The sequence below is a fragment of the Bradyrhizobium sp. SK17 genome (assembly GCF_002831585.1).
Lineage (GTDB): Bacteria > Pseudomonadota > Alphaproteobacteria > Rhizobiales > Xanthobacteraceae > Bradyrhizobium.
This window is the reverse complement of record NZ_CP025113.1, coordinates 5,583,248-5,604,496: the sequence shown is the minus strand read 5'-3', so window position 1 is coordinate 5,604,496 and position 21,249 is coordinate 5,583,248. Positions and strand designations below refer to the sequence as shown.

Here is a 21,249-nt window from a genome sequence, read left to right as displayed (position 1 = left end):
AGCCGATGTCGAACGCCGCCGCCCCAGCAACTGACGGACCGGATCGCTCCGGCAGTCCGTTGCATGTGGCGATCATCATGGACGGCAACGGGCGCTGGGCCGCTTCGCGCGGCCTGCCGCGCGTCGAGGGCCATCGCCGCGGCGTCGAGGCGCTCCGCCGCGTGGTCCGTGCGGCCCATGAACTTGGCATCCTCTATCTCACGATCTTCTCGTTCAGCTCGGAAAACTGGTCGCGGCCGGCGAGCGAGATCGGCGATCTGTTCGGCCTGCTGCGGCGCTTCATCCGCAACGATCTGGCGACGCTGCATCGCGACGGCGTGCGCGTGCGCGTGATCGGCGCGCGCGACGGGCTCGATCCCGACATCTGCGCGCTGCTCAGCGAGGCCGAGGAGCTGACCCGCAACAACGTCAAGCTCAACCTCGTGGTCGCCTTCAACTACGGTTCGCGGGCGGAGATCGCCGCCGCGGCGCGGCGGCTTGCGCGCGAGGTCGCCGACGGCAAGCGTGACGCCAGCTCGATCGATGCCGACACGCTCGGACAATATCTCGACGCGCCCGACATTCCGGATCCGGATCTGATCATCCGCACCAGCGGCGAGCAGCGTCTGTCGAACTTCCTGATGTGGCAGGCTGCCTATAGCGAGCTGGTGTTCGTACCGATTCACTGGCCGGATTTCGACAAAGCGGCGCTCGAAGGCGCGATCGCGGAATACGGCAAGCGCGAGCGCCGGTTCGGCGGCCTCGCCGCGAAAACCGGCTCGTGAGCGAGGGCGAAGCCGCGCCGGCGGCAGCAAGCGAGCAGGGGTCGCGCAACCTCGTGATGCGCGTGGTCGCGGCGCTGGTGCTGGCGCCGCTCGCGATCGGGCTGGCCTATCTGGGTGGCGTCGCCTGGTCGCTCTTGGTGACGCTGGTGTCGGTCGGATTGTTCGCGGAATGGCTTGCGGTCACCGGACAAGGGCGCGAACTCCGCGCCATGGTGCCGGGTGTGCTCGCGCTGCTGCTCGCCGGTTTTTGCCTGATGGCCGGTCGACTGGACGCGGCCCTGGTCGTGATCGCCATCGGTGCGGTCGTGGTGGTGCTGACTTCGGGTGCACGGCGCAATTGGGCGGTTGCCGGATTGCTCTACGCCGCCGCTGCCGAGATCGCGTCCGTCTTGCTGCGGCTCGATATGGTGAAGGGCTTTGCCGCCCTGATGTTCGTGCTGCTGATCGTGTGGGTCACCGATATCGGCGGCTATTTCGCGGGTCGCAGCATTGGCGGTCCCAAGCTTTGGGTGCGGGTCAGCCCGAAGAAGACCTGGGCGGGCGCGATCGGTGGCTTCGTGGCGAGCCTGCTCGTCGCGGCCGGCTTTGCCGTCTTCGAGATCGGCACCACCGGGCCGCTGCTGCTGCTCGGTGCCGTGTTGTCGGTGGTGTCGCAGCTCGGCGACCTGTTCGAATCCGCCGTCAAGCGCCGGTTCGGCGTGAAGGATTCGAGCCACATCATTCCCGGCCATGGCGGCCTGCTGGACCGCCTGGACGGATTTGTCGCAGCCGTCATTGTGGCGGCGATTTTCGGCTTTCTCCGCGGTGGCGCCGATGGCGTTGGGCGCGGTCTTATGGTTTGGTGATGAGATGAGCGCAGTTCCATTGCGTAATAACAAGGCCGCGGTGGCGTCAGCCGCGCGGACCGTGACCGTCCTCGGTGCCACCGGCTCGATCGGCGACAGCACGATGGATCTGCTGCGTGGCGCGCGCGACCGCTACCAGGTCGAGGCGCTGACCGCGAACAGCAATGTCGAGGCAGTGGCCAAGCTTGCCAAGGAGTTCGGCGCGCGGTTCGCCGCCATTGCCGATGCCAGCAAACTTTCCGAGCTGAAGGACGCACTGGCTGGAACCCGGATCGAGTGCGGGGCCGGGGAGAGCGCCATCATCGAGGCGGCCGCACGTCCGGCCGATTGGGTCATGGCGGCGGTCAGCGGGGCGGCCGGGCTGAAGCCTGCGCTTGCCGCGGTCGATCGCGGCGCCACGGTGGCGCTCGCCAACAAGGAGTGCCTGGTCTGCGCCGGCGACATCTTCATGGAGCGGGCCAAGAAGGCAGGTGCCTGCATCCTGCCGGCGGATTCCGAGCACAATGCGCTGTTTCAGGCGCTGGGTTCGGGCAATCGGGAAGAGCTGGTGCGGGTGATCATCACCGCGTCCGGCGGACCGTTCCGCACCTGGGCGCCCGCCGACATCGAGCAGGCCACGCTGGAACAGGCGCTGAAGCATCCGAACTGGAGCATGGGCCAGAAGATCACCATCGATTCCGCATCGATGATGAACAAGGGCCTCGAGGTGATCGAGGCGTCCTATCTGTTCGCGCTGGCGCCCGACGAGATCGACGTGCTGGTGCATCCGCAGTCGATCATCCACGGCATGGTCGAGTTCTCCGACCGCTCGGTGATGGCCCAGCTCGGCACCCCGGACATGCGGATTCCAATCGCGCATTGCCTGGGCTGGCCCGAGCGTATCGTCGGCCCGTCAGCCAAGCTCGATCTTGCCAAGATCGGGCAGCTCACCTTCGAGGTCCCGGACTTCCAGCGCTTTCCGGGCCTGCGGCTCGCTTACGAGGCGTTGCGGCTCGGGCACGGCGCGACCACGGTTTACAATGCCGCGAACGAGATCGCGGTCGCAGCGTTCATCGCCGGCAAGATCAAGTTCGGCGCGATCGCGCGGCTGGTCGAGGCGACGATGAATGATTGGATCAGGTCGGGGAATCAGCCACCACTGCATTCGGCGGATGACGCGATTTCCGTTGACCATATCTCGCGAAATAAAGCTGCCGCCCTATTGCCTCAAATTGCCTTAAAGGCATCCTAGAGGGTTGGGGACGGAGCCTTTGGCTCTTGTCGAGGGGAAATCGGATGCCCGAGTTTTTTCTTCATAGTATCAATGCGTTGAGCCATGGGCTCCTCGGTTATATCGTTCCGTTTCTATTCGTCCTGACAATCGTTGTTTTCTTTCACGAGCTCGGCCACTTTCTGGTCGCGCGCTGGGCTGGCGTGAAGGTGCTGACATTCTCGCTCGGCTTCGGGCCGGAGCTCGCCGGCTTCAACGACCGGCATGGCACGCGCTGGAAGATCTCGGCCATCCCGCTTGGTGGCTACGTCAAGTTCTTCGGCGACGACAGCGAGGCATCGACGCCGTCGACCCAGACGCTGTCCACCATGACGGCGGAAGAGCGCGAGGGCAGCTTCCATCATAAGTCGGTTGGCAAGCGCACCGCCATCGTGGCCGCTGGCCCGATCGCGAACTTCATCCTCGGCGCGCTGATTTTCGCGGCGATGGCGCTGTATTACGGCAAACCGAGCACGATTGCCCGGGTCGACGGTCTGGTGGTCGAAGGTGTTGCCGCCAATGCCGGTTTCAAGGTCGGCGATGTCGTCACGGAGATCGACGGCAGTGCGATCCAGAGCTTTGCCGACATGCAGCGGATCGTAGCATCGAGCGCCGGTTCAGAGCTTGGGTTCAAGGTGAAGCGGGATGGCGCGATTGTCGCGCTCAAGGCGACGCCGGCGCTCAGGGAGGTCAAGGATCCGTTCGGCAACGCGCACAAGATCGGCGTGCTCGGGATCGAGCATAAGGCTCAGGTCGGTGAGGCGACCAGCGCGCCGGTCGGCGTCCTGGAAGCCCTGAAGATCGGGGTCGAGCAGGTCTGGTACATCATTTCCAGCACGTTCAAGTTCCTGGGGTCGTTGTTCGTCGGAACCGGTAATCCGGGAGAGGTGAGCGGCGTCATTGGAATCGCGAAGCTGTCCGGGCAGGCCGCGAGCGCGGGTTTTCAGTTCGTTGTCAATCTGTGTGCCATCCTGTCGGTCTCGATCGGGCTGCTGAACCTGTTCCCGATCCCGCTTTTGGACGGCGGCCACCTGCTGTTTTACAGCGCCGAAGCGCTGCGCGGCCGTCCGCTCTCGGAGCGGACGCAGGAAGTGGGTTTCCGAATCGGACTGGGTTTGGTTCTGATGCTGATGGTGTTCGCGACGTATAACGACATCCTTAGAATCGCTGGGTCCTGAATCAGGGCTTTTCTGTGGCGTTGCCAATGGGCAACGTCTTGGAACGAAAATGGAAATGTTCAGCTCTAGTAAGTTTGCCGCCTTGGCAAATTTGGTTACAAGCTGAGCGGTAGGTTGGGAATCTGTCGGGGCGTTGGGGAACGATCCGGCATCGGTAAGATAAGGGCGCGTCGCGCATGATGTTTGGAATGCGAGTGAGGGGGGGCTTGTTCGCCGCCTTGGTCATGTTCGCCGTGCCGGTGGTCGCCACCTTGGCGACCGTAACTGTGTCTGCGCCTGCGTTTGCGCAGTCGGTCGATTCGATCACGGTGGAGGGGAACCGCCGCGTCGAGCTGGAAACCATCCGTTCCTATTTCCATGGCGGGCCGGGCGGACGGCTGGGCCAGGCCCAGATCGACGACGGTCTGAAGGCGCTGATCGAGACCGGCCTGTTCCAGGACGTCCACATTGATCAACGGGGCGGACGCCTTGTCGTGGTCGTGGTCGAGAACCCGGTGATCGGTCGCGTCGCCTTCGAGGGCAACAAGAAGATCAAGGACGAGCAGCTCACCGCCGAAGTGCAGTCCAAGCCGCGCGGCACGTTCTCGCGCCCGATGGTGCAGTCGGACGCCCTGCGGATCGCCGAAATCTACCGCCGTTCCGGCCGTTATGACGTGCGGGTCAATCCGCAGGTCATCGAGCAGCCGAACAACCGCGTCGACCTGGTCTTCGAGATCAATGAAGGCGTGAAGACCGGTGTCCGGTCGATCGAATTCATCGGCAACAACGCCTATTCGGCATCCCGCCTGCGCGACGTCATCAAGACCCGCGAATCGAACCTGCTGAGCTTCCTCGGCGGCAACGACGTCTACGATCCTGACCGGGTCGAGGCCGACCGCGACCTGCTGCGCCGCTTCTACCTGAAGAACGGCTATGCCGACGTTCAGGTGGTGGCCGCGCTGACCGAATACGATCCCGACAAGAAGGGCTTCCTGGTTACCTTCAAGATCGAGGAGGGCCAGCAGTACCGCGTCGCCGCCGTCAACTTCTCGTCGTCGATCGCGACGCTCAATCCCGATGCGCTGCGCTCGTATTCGCGCGTCAATGTCGGCTCGCTCTACAACGCCGAGGCGCTGGAGAAGTCCGTCGAGGAGATGCAGATCGAGGCGTCTCGCCGCGGCTACGCCTTCGCGGTGGTCCGGCCGCGTGGCGACCGCAACTTCGACAACCACACGGTGTCAATCACCTTCGCGATCGACGAAGGCCCGCGCACCTATATCGAGCGCATCAACATCCGCGGCAACAGCCGCACCCGCGACTACGTGATCCGCCGCGAATTCGATATCTCGGAAGGCGACGCCTACAACCGTGCGCTGGTCGACCGCGCCGAGCGCCGGCTGAAGAACCTCGACTTCTTCAAGACGGTGAAGATCACCACCGAGCCAGGCTCCTCCAGCGATCGCGTCATCCTGATCGTCGATCTCGAGGAAAAGTCGACCGGCGACTTCTCGGTGTCGGGCGGCTATTCGACCACCGACGGCGCGCTGGCCGAAGTCAGCGTCTCCGAGCGCAATTTGCTCGGTCGTGGCCTGTTCGCGAAGGCGTCGGTGACCTACGGCCAGTACGCCCGCGGCTACTCGCTGTCGTTCGTCGAACCCTATCTGCTCGACTACCGCGTCGCGCTCGGCCTCGATCTCTATCAGCGCCAGCAACTGTCCAACAGCTACATCGCCTACGGCACCAAGACGCTGGGCTTCAGCCCGCGGCTCGGCTTCAGCCTGCGCGAAGATCTGTCGCTGCAACTGCGCTACTCGATCTATCAGCAGGAAATCACCCTGCCGTCGACGCTGAACAACTGTAACAACGTGCCGACGCTGCCGGATGGAACGCCGAATCCGGCGTTCAATCCGAGCCCGGCCTATGCAAACCTGAACGGCATCAGCCTAGTGTCGACCAATGGTCTCGGTTGCTTCTATGACGGCGAAGCCTCGCTGCCGGTCCGCAAGGAACTGGCGGGCGGCAAGACCCTGACGTCGGCGCTGGGCTATACGCTCAACTACAACACGCTCGACAACAACAAGAACCCGACCGACGGTCTGATCGTCGACTTCAAGCAGGATTTCGCCGGCGTCGGTGGCGACGTCAGCTACATCAAGAGCGCGATCGACGCGAAGTACTACACCCCGCTGGTTTCGGACATCGTCGGCGTGATTCACGCCCAGGGCGGTATCCTGAACAAGCTCGGCAGCCAGGATCTGCGCATGCTGGATCACTTCCAGATGGGCCCGAACCTGGTCCGCGGCTTCGCGCCGAACGGTATCGGTCCGCGTGACATCAATCCCTACGGCACCATGGACGCCATCGGCGGCACCAAGTATTGGGGCGTGTCGGCGGAATTGCAGATGCCGTTCTGGTTCCTGCCGAAGGAAGTCGGACTCAAGGGCGCGGTCTATGCCGACGCCGGCGGCCTGTACGACTACCAGGGCCCGACCTCGTGGGCGGCGACCGGCGAAGTCAACCAGCCCGGATGTATCAAGCCGACGAACAATCCGCCGTCGCCGGGCACCTGCCTTGGCCTGAGCTACGACGACAGCAAGATTGTCCGTACCTCGGTCGGTGTCGGTCTGATCTGGCAGTCGCCGTTTGGTCCGCTGCGCTTCGACTATGCGATCCCGCTGACCAAGGGCGCGTATGACCGCGTGCAAGAATTCCGGTTTGGCGGCGGTACGACTTTCTAAGTCCGCTAGCCGACCGGACTGCGACGGATGGAATGGCGCAGCCGATCTTCTTCAAGAGTCCTCCTTCGTCAACGCTGGCTGAAATCGCCGCGCTGACGAAGGCGCAACTGGTCGACCCCGAGAGGGGGGCGCTTCAGATCAGGGGGCTGGCCTCGCTCGACGAGGCCGGTCCGATGCATCTCGCCTTCTTCGATAATCTCAAATATGCCGACCAGCTCGCGGCCACCAAGGCCGGCGCCTGTCTGGTCAGCCCGCGCTTCGAGGCGCAGGTGCCCAAGGGCACCGCCGTGCTGCGGGCCGCGAAACCGTTCCAGGTGTTCGTCGAACTCGCCCGCCAATGGCACGCCGACGCGCTGCGGCCGCAATCCTGGTTCGGAACCGAAGGCATCGCGCCGTCGGCGATCATCGATCCCACCGCGCGCCTCGAGGACGGCGTCATCGTCGATCCGCTGGTCGTGATCGGCCCGCGGGTCGAGATCGGCTCGGGCACCATCATCGGGGCCGGCGCGGTGATCGGGGCCGACGTCAAGATCGGCCGCGACTGCAATGTCGGCGCCAAGACCACCATTCAGTTCGCGCTGATCGGCAACAACGTGCTGATCCACCCCGGCTGCAATATCGGCCAGGACGGCTACGGCTTCATCTTCTTCGGCCCGGCCGGGCATGTGAAGGTGCCGCAGACCGGCCGCGTGGTGATCCAGAACCATGTCGAGGTCGGCGCCGGCTCGACCATCGACCGCGGTTCCCTGCGCGACACCGTGATCGGCGAGGGCACCAAAGTCGACAACCAGGTCCAGATTGGCCACAATGTGATCATCGGCAGGCACTGCCTGCTCGCGGCCCAGATCGGGCTCGCAGGCAGCCTGACGATCGGCGACAATGTCGCGCTCGGCGCCAAGGTGGGCATCAACAACCACCTCAAGATCGGCGACGGTGCCCAGGTGACGGCGATGAGCGCGGTGAAGGACGACATCCCGGCCAACGGCCGTTGGGGCGGGCATTTTGCCAAGCCGACCAAGCAATGGTTCAGGGAAATCATCGCTGTCGAGCGCCTGGTGCGCGACAACGAAACAAAAGGCGAGGGTAAGGAGTGATGGAGGAGGCACCGGTCAGGTTCGAGCTGGTGGATATCAACGATATCCTGAAGACGCTCCCGCATCGCTTTCCGATGTTGCTGATCGATCGGGTCGTCAAGATCCGCACCGACTATAGCGGCATCGGCATCAAGAACGTCACCTTCAACGAGCCGCCGTTCCAGGGGCACTTCCCGGATCGGCCGGTCTATCCCGGCGTGATGATGATCGAGGCGATGGCGCAGACCGCCGGCGTGATCGGCATCAAGTCGGTCGACGGCACCGAGAAGCCGCGCGCGGTCTATTTCCTCACCATCGACAAGTGCAAGTTCAGGAAGCCGGTGATGCCCGGCGACACCATCGAATACCACATGCGCTCGCTCGGCCGCCGCAAGACCATGTGGTGGTTTCACGGCGACGCCAAGGTCAACGGCCAGGTCGTCGCCGAAGCCGATGTCGGGGCGATGCTGACCGATTAGAGCGTTTTCGACGCGCCGAGGTCACGACGTCCTGCACGCGTACCGGCCGTCGGCGCCCGCGATCCGCAGCACGCGGTTGAGATAGATGCCGATCGACGGTGCGCTCATCAGCGCGTCGAAGGTTGCGGCGGGCACGCCGCAATAGCGCTGGTAACTGCCCCTGACCGCGACCAGCAGCGCACGATCCGCCGTGCTGTAGCAGACCCGTTGCACGATCGTGCTGCGGTTGATGTCGCGGCATTCGAAGCTCGCGAGATCGACCGGCGCGCCGCGGCCGAGATCGATCGTCTCCGGGACGACCGGCGCGGAGAACAGGCTGAGGATGAGTGCGGCGGCCCGGACCATGGATCGGTTGCGACCTTCTCGTTTGCAACAGGCGGTCATGATACGTCACTGGACAGGGCAGGCAAAGTCGCGCTAACGACCGCCGAACCCGACAGCATAGCGCTTTGGCGCCACTCACGAATTCCGGACCGTACCTGCATGAGCATGATCGACCCCACTGCGCGGATTGCCGACGGCGCTGTGATCGGGGCCGGCACCGAGATCGGTCCGTACTGCATCATCGGCCCCGACGTCGTGCTCGGCGAAAACTGCAAGCTGATCGCCCATGTCACGATCAGCGGGCACACCAGGATCGGCGCCGGTTGCGTCATCTCGCCGTTTGCCGCGCTCGGCGGGCCGCCGCAGGATCTCAGCTATCGCGGCGAGCCGACCCGCCTTGAGGTCGGCGAAGCCTGCACGATCCGCGAGGGCGTGACGATGAACGTCGGCACGGTCAAGGGCGGTGGGCTCACCCGCGTCGGCGACCGCGGCTTCTTCATGAACAACAGCCATGTCGGCCATGACTGCATGGTCGGCAACAACGCGATCTTCGCGACCTCGGCGACGCTGGGCGGCCACTGCGAGATCGGCGACTTCGTCTACATCGGCGGCCTCTCGGCGGTGCACCAGTTCACCCGCGTCGGCTCACAGGTGATGATCGGCGGCGTCTGCGGCGTGCGCGGCGACATCATTCCGTTCGGACTTGCGAATGGCCAGTACGCGGTGCTCGAAGGCCTCAACATCATCGGCATGCGGCGGCGCCAGTTCACCAAGGCGCGGCTCGCAACCGTGCGTGCGTTCTATCAGAAGCTGTTCCACGGCCCCGGTATCTTCGCGGAGCGGCTCGCCGCGGTGCAGCCGCTGGCCGGCGAAGATCCCGCGATCGCGGAGATCCTCACCTTCATCGCGGGCGGCAAGCTGCGACCGCTCTGCCTTCCCGCCGACAGCAACTGAGCAGGGGATGGCCGCCAGCATGACGTCAGCGGCTCCCTCGCTTTCCTCGCCGGTTGGCGTGATCGCCGGCGGCGGCGCCATGCCGTTCGCGGTCGCCGAGCAGCTCGCCGCGCGCGGTATCACGCCGGTGCTGTTCGCGCTGCGTGGTGCCTGCGATCCGGCGCGCGCGCAGCGGTTTCGCCACCGCTGGATCTCGGTCGGCCAGCTCGGGCGTGCGACCCGGCTGTTCCGGGATGAAGGCTGCCGCGATCTGATTTTCATCGGGACCCTGGTGCGTCCCGCATTGTCGGAGATCCGGCTCGACTGGGGCACGCTGCGCCTGCTTGGCCATGTCGTGCGCGCGTTTCGCGGCGGCGACGATCATCTGCTGTCGAGCGTCGGCCGCATCCTCGAGCAGCAGGGATTCCGCATGGTCGGGATCAAGGACGTTGCGCCCGATCTCCTGATGCCGGAGGGCGCGGTGACGCGCACGACGCCGGACAGCACCGCGCTCGCCGACATCGCGCGCGGCCGCGGCGTGCTCGATGCGCTCGGTCCGTTCGACATCGGCCAGGCCGCGGTGGTGATCGACGGTCACGTGGTCGCGGTCGAGGACATCGAAGGCACCGACGGGCTCCTGGCGCGCGTGGCGCGGTTGCGCGCCGAGGGCCGAATCCGCGCCAAGGCCGGTCGCGGCGTGCTGGTGAAGGCGCCGAAGAGCAAGCAGGACCTGCGCTTCGATCTGCCGACGATCGGGCCGCGGACGGTCGAGGGCGCCGCGGCGGCGGGCATCGCCGGCATTGCCGTGATCGCCGGCAACACGCTTGCAGCCGAGCCGCAGGCGCTGATCGAGACTGCCGACGCCAAAGGGCTGTTCGTCATCGGACTGGCCGGCTGATGCAAGCGCAAAGCCTCAGCATCGGCCGCAAGATATTCCTGATCGCGACGGAAGAATCCGGCGACCGCCTTGGTGCGGCGCTGATGCAGGTGCTGCGCGAACGGCTTGGCGATGCCGTGCGATTCTCCGGTGTCGGCGGCCGGGCGATGACCGCCGAGGGCATCGTCCCGCTATTCCCGATCGAAGAGCTCTCGATCATGGGCTTCGCCGCCGTCGTGAAGCAATTGCCGAAGATCCTGCGGTTGATCAGCCGCACCGCCGACGCGGTGCTGGCCGACGCGCCGGATATGCTGGTCATCATCGACAGCCCGGACTTCACCCATCGCGTCGCCCGCCGTGTTCGCGCGCGCAATCCGGATATCCCGATCATCGACTACGTCTCGCCGTCGGTCTGGGCCTGGCGGCCAGGCAGGGCACGTGCGATGCGCGGTTACGTCGATCACGTGCTGGCGCTGCTGCCGTTCGAACCGGAGGAGTACCGCAAGCTGCACGGACCGCCTTGCAGTTACGTCGGTCATCCCCTGACCGAACAGCTCGCCTCGCTGCGGCCTAACGAGGACGAGCACAGGCGGCGTGATGCGCAGCCGCCGGTCCTGCTGGTCTTGCCTGGAAGCCGGCGCAGCGAGATCAGGCATCATCTGGCGCTGTTCGGCGCGGCGCTCGGGCAGCTCAACCAACAGGTCCCTTTCGAGCTCGTGCTTCCGACCATGCCGCATCTCGAGGCGATGGTGCGCGAAGGCGTCGCGTCGTGGCCGGTGGTGCCACGGCTCGCGGTCGGCGAGACCGAGAAGCGCGCCGCGTTCCGCGTGGCGCGCGCGGCGCTGGCAAAGTCGGGCACGGTGACGCTCGAGCTCGCGCTGTCGGGCATTCCGATGGTGACGGCCTATCGCGTCGGCGCTGCCGAGGCGTTCATCCTGCGCCGGGCCATCCGGGTGTCGTCGGTGATCCTCGCCAATCTCGTGATCGGCAGCGACATCATTCCCGAGTTCCTGCAAGAGGACTGCACGCCGGACAAGCTGGCCCAGGCGTTGGGCGAGGTGCTGGCGGATTCGCCCGAGCGGCTGCGGCAACTGGTGGCGTTCGCGACGATGGACGGGAAGATGTCGACCGGCGACCAGCCGCCAAGCGTCCGCGCCGCCGACATCGTGCTGGCTGAAATGGACCGGCGTTCGACCTAGCTACGGTTCATCATATTGGTCGCGGCGACATCCGGCCGCACAGGTTCCACTTGCCTCCAATAATTAGGCCGTACTAATATTAGTAATTGCTAATATTAGTACGGAGCTGCCCATGAGAATCGATCCTGTCGCTTATGTCGGCGCCGTCATTCGTGAGGTCACCGTCAGGGAACGCGATGGCAAGCCGGCGCGGGCGGTGATTGCGACGCGCAGCTACGACACCGACATCACCGATCTCTGGGACGCGCTGACCAATCCCGAGCGCATTCCGCGCTGGTTCCTGCCAATCTCAGGCGATCTGAAACTCGGCGGCCGTTACCAGTTCGAGGGACAGGCCGGCGGCCAGATCACGGCCTGCGAGCCGCCGCGTCGGCTTGCGGTGACCTGGGAGTTTGCGGACACGGTCAGTTGGGTGACCGTGACGTTGGCTGATGACGGCGCCAGGGGAACACGCCTGGAACTCGAGCATCTCTCGCTCATCGAAGGTGATTTCTGGGATCGCTACGGGCCTGGCGCGGTTGGCGTCGGCTGGGACCTCGCTCTGGTGGGGCTCGCCCTCTACTTCGCCACGCCGCCGGGACAGCCATTCGACCGCGCGGCCGCCGCGGCGTGGCCTGCGTCGGACGGCGGCAAGGATTTCATCCGCCGCAGCAGCGAGGACTGGTGTCGCGCTTCGATCAAGGCCGGCACCGACGAGGCGGCCGCGCGCAGGGCGCAAGCCAACACGACAGCGTTCTATCTGGGTGAACCCGAGCCGGGCAGCGGAGGCTAGCGCGTCGTGCACGCCTTCGACATCCTCGGCGATCCCGTCCGCCGGCGTATCCTGGAGTTGCTGGCGACCGGCGAGCACAGTTCGGGCGAAGTCGTCGCGGTCGTGCAGCGCGAGTTCGGCATCACCCAATCGGCGGTGTCGCAGCAGCTGAGGATCCTGCGCGACGCCGGTTTCGCGACGGTGCGTGCCGACGGCACGCGCCGCATCTATGCCGTCGAGCCGCGGCGGCTGCGCGAGGTCGATGATTGGCTCGACCGGTTCAGGGCGTTGTGGCTGCCACGCCTCGACGCGCTCGCCACCGAAGTCGCCCGAGGCAAAAGAAAACGGCGCCAGAAGGAATGATGGCGCCGTTTTGAACGTGTTAGCGACGATGCTTACTTGCGCTTGTCGATCGGCACATAGTCGCGCCGCGCGACGCCGGTGTAGAGCTGACGCGGACGGCCGATCTTCTGCTGCGGATCCTCGATCATCTCGCTCCACTGGCTGATCCAGCCGACGGTGCGGGCAACCGCGAACAGCACGGTGAACATCGACACCGGGAGGCCCATCGCCTTCAGCGTGATGCCCGAATAGAAGTCGACGTTCGGGTAGAGCTTGCGATCGATGAAGTAGGGATCGCTCAGCGCGATCTTCTCGAGCTCGAGCGCGACCTTGAGCATCGGATCGTCGCCGTGGCCGGTCTCCTTGAGCACCGCGTGACACATCTTCTGCATGATCTTGGCGCGCGGATCATAGTTCTTGTAGACGCGGTGGCCGAAGCCCATCAGGCGGACTTCGCTGTTCTTGTCCTTCACCTTGGCGATGAAGTCCGGAATGTTTTCCACCTTGCCGATACCGTAGAGCATGTTGAGCGCGGCTTCGTTGGCGCCGCCATGCGCCGGACCCCACAGGCAGGCGATGCCGGCCGCGATGCAGGCGAACGGGTTGGCGCCCGAGGAGCCGGCGATGCGCACGGTCGAGGTCGAGGCGTTCTGCTCGTGGTCGGCGTGCAGGATCAGGATCTTGTCCAGCGCGTCAGCGAGCACCGGATTGATCTTGTACTCCTCGCAGGGCACCGCGAAGCACATGTTGAGGAAGTTCTCGGCGAACGACAGCGAGTTCTTCGGATACACGAAGGGCTGGCCGACCGTGTACTTGTAGGCCATCGCCGCCAGCGTCGGGATCTTCGCGATCATGCGGATCGAGGCGATCTCGCGCTGCTTCGCGTCGTTGATGTCAGTGGAGTCGTGATAGAACGCAGCCAGCGCGCCGACGGCAGCGACCATGATCGCCATCGGATGGGCGTCGCGGCGGAAGCCCTGGAAGAAGCGGGCCATCTGCTCATGCACCATGGTGTGGTGCGTGACGGTGTAGTCGAACTCTTTCTTCTGCGCCGGGGTCGGCAACTCCCCGTAGAGCAGCAGGTAGCAGGTCTCAAGGAAGTCGCCGTGCTCGGCGAGTTGCTCGATCGGGTAGCCGCGGTATTCGAGGATACCGGCGTCGCCGTCGATATAGGTGATCTTCGACTGGCAGCTGCCGGTCGAGGTGAAGCCGGGGTCGTAGGTGAACACCCCGGCCTGGCCGTAGAGCTTGGCGATGTCGATGACATCAGGCCCAACCGTGCCGCTCAGGATCGGGAAATCATAGTTCTTGTTGCCGATGGTAAGTGTGGCTGTCTTGCTGGATTTTGCGTCCATCGTGATATCCCCGATGAATTCGTTGCGAAAACCGACCATGCCCAGTCGCTAAATTGCGGCCCATGGCCGGGCGGAACGGCTTGTGGAGAAAGCGTCCGGGGATGGGTAGCTCATTGCAATGTGCGCTGCAAGATGGACCCTGGAGGGGGTCCATGCAGGATCACGCCGCCTGATCGGCGAGACGGGCGAGGCACTCCTGGCGTCCCAGCACCGCCAGCACGTCGAAGATGCCCGGCGACGTCGTACGTCCGGTCAGCGCCACCCGCAGCGGCTGGGCCACGGCGCCGAGTTTCAGATTGTTCTGCTCGGCGAAATTCCGCATCACGGTCTCGGTGGTTTCCGCGGTCCAGTCGTTGACGGCTTCCAGCGCGGCGCGCAGGCGGCCGATCAATGCGCGCGTTTCCGGCGTCAGTAGCGCCACAGCTTTCGGATCGAGCTCGAGCGGCCGATCGGCGAAAATGAAGTAGGCGCCCGAGATCAGCTCGAGCAGCGTCTTGGCGCGCTCCTTCAGGCTCGGCATCGCCCGCAGCAATTGCGCGCGGGTGGTGTCGTTGAGCTTGGCCTTCAGCGCGGCGCCCTCCGGCACATAATCCAGCACGCTCTCGAACTGGGTCACAAGGGATTGATCGTCGCTCTGCCGGATATAGTGGCCGTTGAGGTTCTCGAGCTTGGCGAAATCGAACCGCGCCGCGGAGCGGCCGATGCCCGGGAGGTCGAATGCGTCGATCATCTCCTGGGTCGAGAAGATCTCCTGGTCGCCATGGCTCCAGCCGAGCCGGACCAGGTAATTACGCAAGGCGGCCGGCAGATAGCCGAGCGCGCGATAGGCATCGACGCCGAGCGCGCCATGGCGCTTCGACAGCTTCGAGCCGTCGGGACCGTGGATCAGCGGAATGTGGGACATGCTCGGCAGCTCCCACTCCAGCGCGTCGTAGATCTGCTTCTGGCGTGCCGCGTTGATCAAATGGTCGTCGCCGCGGATGATGTGGGTGACGCCCATGTCGTGGTCGTCGACTACGACGGCGAGCATGTAGGTCGGGGTGCCGTCGCCGCGCAGCAGTACGAGGTCGTCGAGGTTCTCGTTTTGCCAGACCACGCGGCCCTGGACCTGGTCCTCGATCACGGTCTCGCCGGTCTGCGGCGCCTTGAGGCGGATGGTCGGTTTGATGCCATCAGGGGCGGTCGCGGGGTCGCGGTCGCGCCACATGCCGTCATAGAGCCGGGTCCGGCCCTCGGTGCGCGCCTTCTCGCGCATCGCCGTCAGCTCCTCAGGCGTCGCATAGCAGTGGTAAGCCCGGCCAGCGGCAAGCAGGCCCTCGGCGACCTCGCGATGGCGGGCGGCACGGCTGAACTGGTAGATGACGTCGCCGTCCCAATCGAGCTCCAGCCACTTCAGGCCGTCCAGGATGGCGTCGATCGCCTCCTTGGTTGAACGCTGGCGGTCGGTGTCCTCGATCCGGAGCAGCATCTTGCCGCCGAGCTTTTTGGCGTAGAGCCAGTTGAACAGTGCGGTGCGGGCACCCCCGATATGGAGGAAGCCGGTCGGCGAGGGGGCGAAGCGGGTAACGACGGAATCGGTCATGTTGCTGCAAGACGTATGTGTGAACGGCGGTGGTGTATAGCAGGAACCGAACATAACTAAAGGCTTGGGCGGGCATTTGAGCGGGCAAACCGGGCTTGGCCCGACGGCCCGAATTTGGCAGAAGATCAGCCAGACTCCTCCAGGGAACCATTTGATGACGACTGACACGACGGCAGAGGTAGGGCGCGACTTCATCCGCGACATCGTCCAGGCCGATCTCTCCTCCCACAAGCACAGCCGGATCGTGACCCGCTTCCCGCCGGAGCCGAACGGCTACCTGCATATCGGCCACGCCAAGTCGATTGCCCTGAATTTCGGCATCGCGCAGGAGTTCGGTGGCCAGTGCAATCTGCGCTTCGACGACACCAACCCGACCAAGGAGGAGCAGGAGTACATCGACTCCATCCAGGCCGACGTCCATTGGCTCGGCTACGATTGGGGGACAAACCTCTTCTTCGCGTCGGATTATTTCGAGCGCCTGTACGATTGGGCCGAGGGCCTGATCAAGGCGGGCTATGCCTATGTCGACGACCAGTCGCAGGAGGAGATCCGCGTCTCGCGCGGTACGCTGACCGAGCCCGGCAAGAACTCGCCGTTCCGCGACCGCTCGGTCGAGGAGAACCTCGACCTGTTCCGCCGCATGAAGGCCGGCGAGTTCTCCAACGGTGCCCGCGTGCTGCGCGCCAGGATCGACATGGCCGCCGGCAACATCAATCTGCGCGACCCGGTGCTCTATCGCATCCTGCACGCGCACCATCCGCGGACCGGCGACACATGGTCGATCTATCCGAGCTACGACTATGCGCACGGCCAGTCGGACGCCATTGAAGGCATCACCCATTCGATCTGCACGCTGGAGTTCGAGGATCACCGCCCGCTCTATGAGTGGCTGCTCGACAAGCTGCCGGTGCCCTCGAAGCCGCATCAGTACGAATTCGCGCGGCTCAATCTGACCTACACGCTGCTGTCCAAGCGCGTGCTGACCCAGCTCGTCCGCGACGGCCATGTCTCCGGCTGGGACGACCCGCGCATGCCGACCATCGCCGGCCTGAAGCGGCGCGGCGTGCCGCCGGCGGCGGTGCGCGAATTCATCAAGCGGATCGGCGTTGCCAAGGCCAACAGCGTGGTCGATGTCGGCATGCTCGAATTCTGTATCCGCGAGGAGCTGAACCGCACCGCGCTGCGCCGCATGGCGGTACTGCGGCCGCTGAAGGTCGTGATCGAGAACTATCCGGAAGGCCAGGTCGAGGAGCTCGAGGCGATCAACCATCCCGACAATCCGGAAGCCGGCACCCGCAGGATCGCGTTCGGGCGCGAGCTCTATATCGAGCGCGACGACTTCATGGAGAACCCGCCGAAGAAGTTCTTCCGCCTCTCGCCCGGCAATGAGGTGCGGCTGCGCTATGCCTACTTCATCAAATGCACGGGCGTGATCAAGAACGACGCCGGTGAGGTCACAGAGCTGCGCGCGACCTATGATCCCTTGACCAAGGGCGGCAACGCGCCTGACGGCCGCAAGGTGAAGGCAACGATGCACTGGCTGCCGGCGGCGCAGTCGAAGCCCGCGGAGATCCGCGTCTACAACCAGCTGTTCGCCAACCCGAGCCCGAACGCCGCCAGCTTCGCCGCCGACCTCAATCCGCAGTCGCTGGAAGTGCTCAGCGATGCCCGGGTCGAGCCCGCGATCGCCGAGGGCAATTCGCCCGACGCGATGCAGTTCGAGCGGCAGGGCTATTTCGTGCGCGATGCGGATTCGACGCCCGACAGGTTGGTGTTCAACCGCACCATCGGCCTGCGCGACACCTTCGCCAAGGAAGTCGGCGGCAAGAGCTAGCGCAGTAGAGCGACAACAGACGGACGCGATCGATGCCAAGTGAAACCGACGATATCGCCTCCGGCATCATTGCCAAATGGTCTGCCGGATTCAGCACGCTCGACGCCGACGCGCTCTCGGCGCTCTATTCGCAGCACGCGTTCTTCTTCGGCTCCAACCCGACGCTGTATCGCGGCCGCGACGGCGTCAAAGCCTATTTTGCCGGCCTGCCGCGCTGGCGCGCGCCGCGCGTTCAATTCAGCGATGTCAGGACCGATCGGGTCAACGACGGTCTCGTCAACATGGCGGGCATCGCATCCTTCTTCCTCGACGGCGACGCGCCGTCGCTCGTCGTCAAGATCACCTGGGTGATCACGCGCGAGGAGGGCGATTGGAAGATCGCCTGCCACCACGTCTCGTCGCAGACACCGCTGATCTAGGCTCCTGCCAGCGCCCGGCTGTCCCCACAGGTCACAGCCCCCGGTTGCGTGTTTCGGTTCCGTTCCGCTAGTCGGGTGACTGCGGCATCCGCTAGCCTGCCGCCCGGCAGGGATCGCAAGCGGAATGGCGGAGCAGGGCACCACCCCGGGCGGCAAACGCGGCTATGCCGGGACGTGGCCGCCGCGCGCTGCTGTGCCTGCCGGTGGCTATGTCCCGGTGTCCGCCAGCACCTGGCGGCCTTTCGTCGAGACGCTGCGGCAATGGGCGCGCGCGGAGGCGGGCGCTGGCCGGCTGCTGCCCTGGGTGCCGGTGGCGTTCGGGACCGGCATTGCGTTCTATTTCGCGGCCGAGCACGAGCCGGTGCTGGCGGTCGCGGCCATCGTCGCGATTGCGCTCGGCCTGCTCGCCGTTCTGCTGCGGCGGCGGAGGGTGTTTGCCGCGCTGGTGCTGCTGGCCGCGGTCGCCGCAGGCTTTGCGACGGCGACCTGGAAGACGGCGAGGATCGCGCATGCCGTGCTGGCGCGCCCGATGTTCTCGGTGGCGCTGACCGGGTTCGTCGAGACGCGCGACATCCGGGAGAAGACCGACCGTTTCGTGCTGCGCGTGGTGTCGATGGAGAGCCCGCGCGACAACACCAGATTGGAGCGCGTCAGGCTCTCGGTGAAGAAGGGCACGGCGCCCGAGGTCGGCAGCTTCGTCGAGTTGAAGGCGCGACTGATGCCGCCGCTCGGGCCGCAGCGTCCGGGCTCCTATGATTTCGGCCGCGACCTGTATTTCCAGGGCATCGGCGCGTCCGGCTTCGTGATGGGTGCAGTCAAGACCAGGGAGCCGCCCGCGGCCGGCGGCTTCGCGCTGCGCTACGCTGCCTTCATGCAAGGCCTGCGCGACGCCATCGACGCCCGCATCCGCACCACGCTCGATGGCGACCAGCGCGCGATCGCCACCGCGCTGCTTACCGGGCGGCGCGACGCGATCACGACGCCGGTCAACGATGCGATGTTCATCTCGGGGCTCGGCCATGTGCTGTCGATCTCCGGCTACCACATGGCCGTGGTCGCCGGCGTGGTGTTCTTCACGGTGCGGGCGTTGCTCGCGCTGTTTCCGGCGCTGACGGCGGCACATCCGATCAAGAAGTGGGCGGCGGCGGCCGCGCTCGTCGCCGCGGCATTCTATCTGCTGCTCTCAGGCGCCGAGGTCGCGACGCAGCGGTCGTTCTTCATGACCGCGGTGGTGCTGATCGCCGTGATCGTCGACCGCCGTGCGATCACCTTCCGCACCCTGGCGGTGGCGGCGCTGATCGTGCTCGCGATCGCGCCGGAGGCGCTGGTGCACCCGAGCTTCCAGATGTCGTTTGCCGCGACGCTCGGGCTGGTCGCGCTGGTACAGATCGGGCTGCCGAACCTCCTGGCGTCGCCCGACCATTCGGTGACCGCGCGGGTGGCGCTGTGGGGCGGGCGCGAGCTCATGGTGCTAATGCTGGCCTCGCTGGTGGCGGGGCTCGCGACCACGCCCTACGCCGCGTTCCATTTCCATCGCGTGACGCCCTATGGGCTGCTGGCGAACCTCGCGGCGATGCCGGTGGTGTCGGCGGTCGTGATGCCGGCCGGCCTGCTCGGGCTCGCCGCCATGCCGTTCGGCTTCGACGGCGTATTCTGGGCGATCATGGGATTTGGCATCGACTGGATGATCCTGGTGACGCAATGGGTCGCCGCGCTGCCCGGCGCGGTTGGGCGGATGGCGGCGTTTGGCACCGGACCGATGATCCTGGCCAGCGCCGGCATCATCCTGCTCGGGCTGTTGCGCACGCCGCTGCGCTGGTCGGGCGCCGTACTGCTGGTGGTGGCCTCGGCGTGGGCGGTGCGGGTGCCGCAGCCGGATGTGCTGGTCTCCGCCGACGGCCGCAACGTCGCGGTACGCGGCGGCGACGGGCGGCTGCATCTGATGCCCAGCGCCAAGGATGCCTTCCTGGTGAAGGAGTGGCTGGCGGCCGACGCCGATGCGAGGACCGCCACCGATGCCTCGCTCGGCGAAGGCGTGTCCTGTGATGCGAGCGGCTGCGTGAGCCAGGGGCCCGGCGGCGGCTTCGTCGCGCTGGCGATGCGGCCGGAGGCGTTGGCCGACGATTGCGAGCGCGCGGTGTTGATCGTCACGGCACGGCCGGCGCCGCAAGGCTGCGCGGCCGCCGTGGTCGATGGCGAGCGGCTGCGGCGCCACGGCGCGCTGGTGCTGCGGCGGACGAAGGACGGCTTTGCCATCGACGCGGTCAGGCCCGGCGGGGTCGACCGGCCGTGGTCGCCTGCGGTTCCTGGCGACGGCGAGAGCGAGACATCGCTGCGCGCGCCTGCCGCCGCGCCACGGCCCGCCGTGGACGCGACGCCGGCTGAGGGCGATCTACAGGGCGAGGATTAGCCGTTGTCCGGCGAGGGGCCGGTCGGCAGTTCGAACAGGCCGAGATGATATTCATCGGAATCGGGGCCGGCGTCGGGTTTCCTGACGAGTGTGAAGGTCGCCTCGGGAAACTGCTCCCAGACCTTCAAATCGTCGGCCGTCACCGTCAGCCAGCCGAACCGGAACATGTAGCGACCCGGCTCCGTGACGCGTCCAGCCTTCTGCCATGTGACCTTGTCGACCACTGCGCGGCTTTCCTTGGGTGCACTCTCCGTGGGTGCACATGCTCCGCGCGCGATGATGCGCCAAGGCGCCCGCCGACGCAAATCTTCCAGCGCGCCCCGGAACCCGACGTCCGGGGTCGCTCGAAATCGCTTTGGTCATTCGCCGCCGAACAGCTCGTTCCGCGGCGACGATGCGTTTAACCCAAAAACAGCGACGCGAATGCGGAGGGCCGCCGCTCCACGACCTTCGGCTTGTGCTCGACCGCCGGATGCAGCGCCGGCAATTGCAGCACGCTGACGCGCTGCCCCTCGACCAGCTGGGTCACCAGCACATGGCTGCCGTCGGGGAATTCGACCGCGTCATGATGTCGATCCGGAACGTCGGGCTCGACTTCGTTGAACACGCCGACCCGGAAGCCCATCGTCTTGGTCCAGATCCAGCGGCTGTCGTAGCGAACGTTCTCGACGAAAGCGAGCTCGGTACCCGGCAGCATGCAGACCGCGACAGTGGGATCGTTCTCCGAAGCAAAGCCGCGGGTCGACGTGCCGCGGAAGGTCGTCGTGATCAGCGTCTCTCCGACAATGGCGGGGCGCGATGCCACGGCGTGCAGACTATAGTCACACATCGGATGGCTCCTCGTTTCGAGGTAGCGACCCGTGCCTCTCCTTGAGGCATGGGCCTCTACCAGAGTGGACGATAGCGAACGAGTGTCGG

Annotated in this window: 20 protein-coding genes; 15 read left to right on the top strand and 5 right to left on the bottom strand. The window is 65.6% G+C overall.

Features of this window, described 5'->3' with window-relative positions:
* The first annotated feature begins 5 nt into the window (after positions 1–5).
* The 7 genes from CWS35_RS25880 (at position 6) to fabZ (ending at position 8,305) form a co-directional block, all read left to right on the top strand.
* On the top strand, positions 6–764 hold the full coding sequence (locus CWS35_RS25880; protein WP_024583514.1) for an isoprenyl transferase: 759 nt from the start codon (positions 6–8) through the stop codon (positions 762–764).
* A complete protein-coding gene (locus tag CWS35_RS25875; protein WP_100954551.1) occupies positions 761–1,609 on the top strand; it encodes a phosphatidate cytidylyltransferase in 849 nt (282 codons plus the stop codon). The genes CWS35_RS25880 and CWS35_RS25875 overlap by 4 nt, the downstream gene beginning before the upstream one ends.
* A 4-nt stretch (positions 1,610–1,613) precedes the next feature.
* On the top strand, positions 1,614–2,840 hold the full coding sequence (gene dxr, locus CWS35_RS25870; protein ID WP_100954549.1) for a 1-deoxy-D-xylulose-5-phosphate reductoisomerase: 1,227 nt from the start codon (positions 1,614–1,616) through the stop codon (positions 2,838–2,840).
* A gap of 44 nt (positions 2,841–2,884) precedes the next feature.
* Positions 2,885–4,036 carry an RIP metalloprotease RseP gene (rseP, locus tag CWS35_RS25865; RefSeq protein WP_024583517.1) on the top strand — a complete coding sequence of 384 codons (1,152 nt, stop codon included), beginning with the start codon at positions 2,885–2,887 and terminating at the stop codon, positions 4,034–4,036.
* A gap of 176 nt (positions 4,037–4,212) precedes the next feature.
* On the top strand, positions 4,213–6,753 hold the full coding sequence (gene bamA / locus CWS35_RS25860; protein WP_100954547.1) for an outer membrane protein assembly factor BamA: 2,541 nt from the start codon (positions 4,213–4,215) through the stop codon (positions 6,751–6,753).
* A 32-nt stretch (positions 6,754–6,785) separates the two neighbouring features.
* Positions 6,786–7,847, top strand: coding sequence for a UDP-3-O-(3-hydroxymyristoyl)glucosamine N-acyltransferase (gene lpxD, locus CWS35_RS25855; RefSeq protein ID WP_100954545.1), 1,062 nt, complete (start codon positions 6,786–6,788; stop codon positions 7,845–7,847).
* Complete coding sequence (gene fabZ / locus CWS35_RS25850; protein WP_024583520.1) at positions 7,847–8,305, top strand: 3-hydroxyacyl-ACP dehydratase FabZ; 459 nt, start codon at positions 7,847–7,849, stop codon at positions 8,303–8,305. The genes lpxD and fabZ overlap by 1 nt, the downstream gene beginning before the upstream one ends.
* Before the next feature lie 21 nt (positions 8,306–8,326).
* Here fabZ and CWS35_RS25845 read toward each other — a convergent pair whose 3' ends face one another.
* Positions 8,327–8,650 carry a KTSC domain-containing protein gene (locus tag CWS35_RS25845; protein WP_024583521.1) on the bottom strand — a complete coding sequence of 108 codons (324 nt, stop codon included), beginning with the start codon at positions 8,648–8,650 and terminating at the stop codon, positions 8,327–8,329.
* Between the two features lie 138 nt (positions 8,651–8,788).
* Between CWS35_RS25845 and lpxA the strand changes: the two genes are divergently transcribed.
* From lpxA to CWS35_RS25820, 5 genes are all read left to right on the top strand, one after another.
* On the top strand, positions 8,789–9,583 hold the full coding sequence (gene lpxA / locus CWS35_RS25840; RefSeq protein ID WP_024583522.1) for an acyl-ACP--UDP-N-acetylglucosamine O-acyltransferase: 795 nt from the start codon (positions 8,789–8,791) through the stop codon (positions 9,581–9,583).
* Between the two features lie 19 nt (positions 9,584–9,602).
* A complete protein-coding gene (locus CWS35_RS25835; protein ID WP_035636671.1) occupies positions 9,603–10,460 on the top strand; it encodes an LpxI family protein in 858 nt (285 codons plus the stop codon).
* On the top strand, positions 10,460–11,638 hold the full coding sequence (gene lpxB, locus CWS35_RS25830) for a lipid-A-disaccharide synthase (RefSeq protein WP_100954543.1): 1,179 nt from the start codon (positions 10,460–10,462) through the stop codon (positions 11,636–11,638). The genes CWS35_RS25835 and lpxB overlap by 1 nt, the downstream gene beginning before the upstream one ends.
* Before the next feature lie 112 nt (positions 11,639–11,750).
* Positions 11,751–12,410 carry an SRPBCC family protein gene (locus tag CWS35_RS25825; protein ID WP_100954541.1) on the top strand — a complete coding sequence of 220 codons (660 nt, stop codon included), beginning with the start codon at positions 11,751–11,753 and terminating at the stop codon, positions 12,408–12,410.
* A gap of 6 nt (positions 12,411–12,416) precedes the next feature.
* Positions 12,417–12,752 carry a helix-turn-helix transcriptional regulator gene (locus CWS35_RS25820; RefSeq protein WP_100954539.1) on the top strand — a complete coding sequence of 112 codons (336 nt, stop codon included), beginning with the start codon at positions 12,417–12,419 and terminating at the stop codon, positions 12,750–12,752.
* Between the two features lie 32 nt (positions 12,753–12,784).
* Here the strand turns inward: CWS35_RS25820 and gltA are convergent, their stop codons facing one another.
* Together gltA and gltX are read right to left on the bottom strand one after the other, a co-directional pair.
* A complete protein-coding gene (gene gltA / locus CWS35_RS25815) occupies positions 12,785–14,086 on the bottom strand; it encodes a citrate synthase (RefSeq protein WP_024583527.1) in 1,302 nt (433 codons plus the stop codon).
* A gap of 160 nt (positions 14,087–14,246) precedes the next feature.
* Positions 14,247–15,668, bottom strand: a complete 1,422-nt coding sequence (gene gltX / locus CWS35_RS25810) for a glutamate--tRNA ligase (protein WP_100954537.1) — start codon at positions 15,666–15,668, stop codon at positions 14,247–14,249.
* Between the two features lie 154 nt (positions 15,669–15,822).
* Here gltX and CWS35_RS25805 point away from each other — a divergent pair, with 154 nt between their 5' ends.
* The 3 genes from CWS35_RS25805 (at position 15,823) to CWS35_RS25795 (ending at position 20,331) form a co-directional block, all read left to right on the top strand.
* Positions 15,823–17,502, top strand: a complete 1,680-nt coding sequence (locus tag CWS35_RS25805) for a glutamine--tRNA ligase/YqeY domain fusion protein (protein WP_100954535.1) — start codon at positions 15,823–15,825, stop codon at positions 17,500–17,502.
* 32 nt (positions 17,503–17,534) lie between these two features.
* Positions 17,535–17,921 (top strand): nuclear transport factor 2 family protein, encoded by a 387-nt coding sequence (locus tag CWS35_RS25800; protein WP_024583530.1) that lies wholly within the window; start codon positions 17,535–17,537, stop codon positions 17,919–17,921.
* A gap of 124 nt (positions 17,922–18,045) precedes the next feature.
* Positions 18,046–20,331: a ComEC/Rec2 family competence protein gene (locus tag CWS35_RS25795; protein ID WP_100954533.1), complete on the top strand. Its 2,286-nt coding sequence runs from the start codon at positions 18,046–18,048 to the stop codon at positions 20,329–20,331.
* Here the strand turns inward: CWS35_RS25795 and CWS35_RS25790 are convergent.
* A complete protein-coding gene (locus CWS35_RS25790; protein ID WP_024583532.1) occupies positions 20,328–20,555 on the bottom strand; it encodes a hypothetical protein in 228 nt (75 codons plus the stop codon). The two genes, CWS35_RS25795 and CWS35_RS25790, sit on opposite strands and share 4 nt — an antisense overlap.
* A gap of 176 nt (positions 20,556–20,731) precedes the next feature.
* Positions 20,732–21,160, bottom strand: a complete 429-nt coding sequence (locus CWS35_RS25785; protein WP_100954531.1) for a hypothetical protein — start codon at positions 21,158–21,160, stop codon at positions 20,732–20,734.
* Positions 21,161–21,249: the final 89 nt, after the last annotated feature.

Bases quoted from the DNA above. Each gene is read 5' to 3' on its own strand.
- CWS35_RS25805 (WP_100954535.1), top strand. From the start codon at position 15,823: ATGACGACTGACACGACGGCAGAGGTAGGGCGCGACTTCATCCGCGAC.
- CWS35_RS25825 (WP_100954541.1), top strand. From the start codon at position 11,751: ATGAGAATCGATCCTGTCGCTTATGTCGGCGCCGTCATTCGTGAGGTC.
- CWS35_RS25835 (WP_035636671.1), top strand. From the start codon at position 9,603: ATGACGTCAGCGGCTCCCTCGCTTTCCTCGCCGGTTGGCGTGATCGCC.
- rseP (WP_024583517.1), top strand. From the start codon at position 2,885: ATGCCCGAGTTTTTTCTTCATAGTATCAATGCGTTGAGCCATGGGCTC.
- CWS35_RS25845 (WP_024583521.1), bottom strand. From the start codon at position 8,650: ATGGTCCGGGCCGCCGCACTCATCCTCAGCCTGTTCTCCGCGCCGGTC.
- CWS35_RS25785 (WP_100954531.1), bottom strand. From the start codon at position 21,160: ATGTGTGACTATAGTCTGCACGCCGTGGCATCGCGCCCCGCCATTGTC.
- CWS35_RS25800 (WP_024583530.1), top strand. From the start codon at position 17,535: ATGCCAAGTGAAACCGACGATATCGCCTCCGGCATCATTGCCAAATGG.
- fabZ (WP_024583520.1), top strand. From the start codon at position 7,847: ATGGAGGAGGCACCGGTCAGGTTCGAGCTGGTGGATATCAACGATATC.
- lpxA (WP_024583522.1), top strand. From the start codon at position 8,789: ATGAGCATGATCGACCCCACTGCGCGGATTGCCGACGGCGCTGTGATC.
- lpxB (WP_100954543.1), top strand. From the start codon at position 10,460: ATGCAAGCGCAAAGCCTCAGCATCGGCCGCAAGATATTCCTGATCGCG.
- lpxD (WP_100954545.1), top strand. From the start codon at position 6,786: ATGGCGCAGCCGATCTTCTTCAAGAGTCCTCCTTCGTCAACGCTGGCT.
- bamA (WP_100954547.1), top strand. From the start codon at position 4,213: ATGATGTTTGGAATGCGAGTGAGGGGGGGCTTGTTCGCCGCCTTGGTC.
- CWS35_RS25795 (WP_100954533.1), top strand. From the start codon at position 18,046: ATGGCGGAGCAGGGCACCACCCCGGGCGGCAAACGCGGCTATGCCGGG.
- gltA (WP_024583527.1), bottom strand. From the start codon at position 14,086: ATGGACGCAAAATCCAGCAAGACAGCCACACTTACCATCGGCAACAAG.
- dxr (WP_100954549.1), top strand. From the start codon at position 1,614: ATGAGCGCAGTTCCATTGCGTAATAACAAGGCCGCGGTGGCGTCAGCC.
- CWS35_RS25880 (WP_024583514.1), top strand. From the start codon at position 6: ATGTCGAACGCCGCCGCCCCAGCAACTGACGGACCGGATCGCTCCGGC.
- gltX (WP_100954537.1), bottom strand. From the start codon at position 15,668: ATGACCGATTCCGTCGTTACCCGCTTCGCCCCCTCGCCGACCGGCTTC.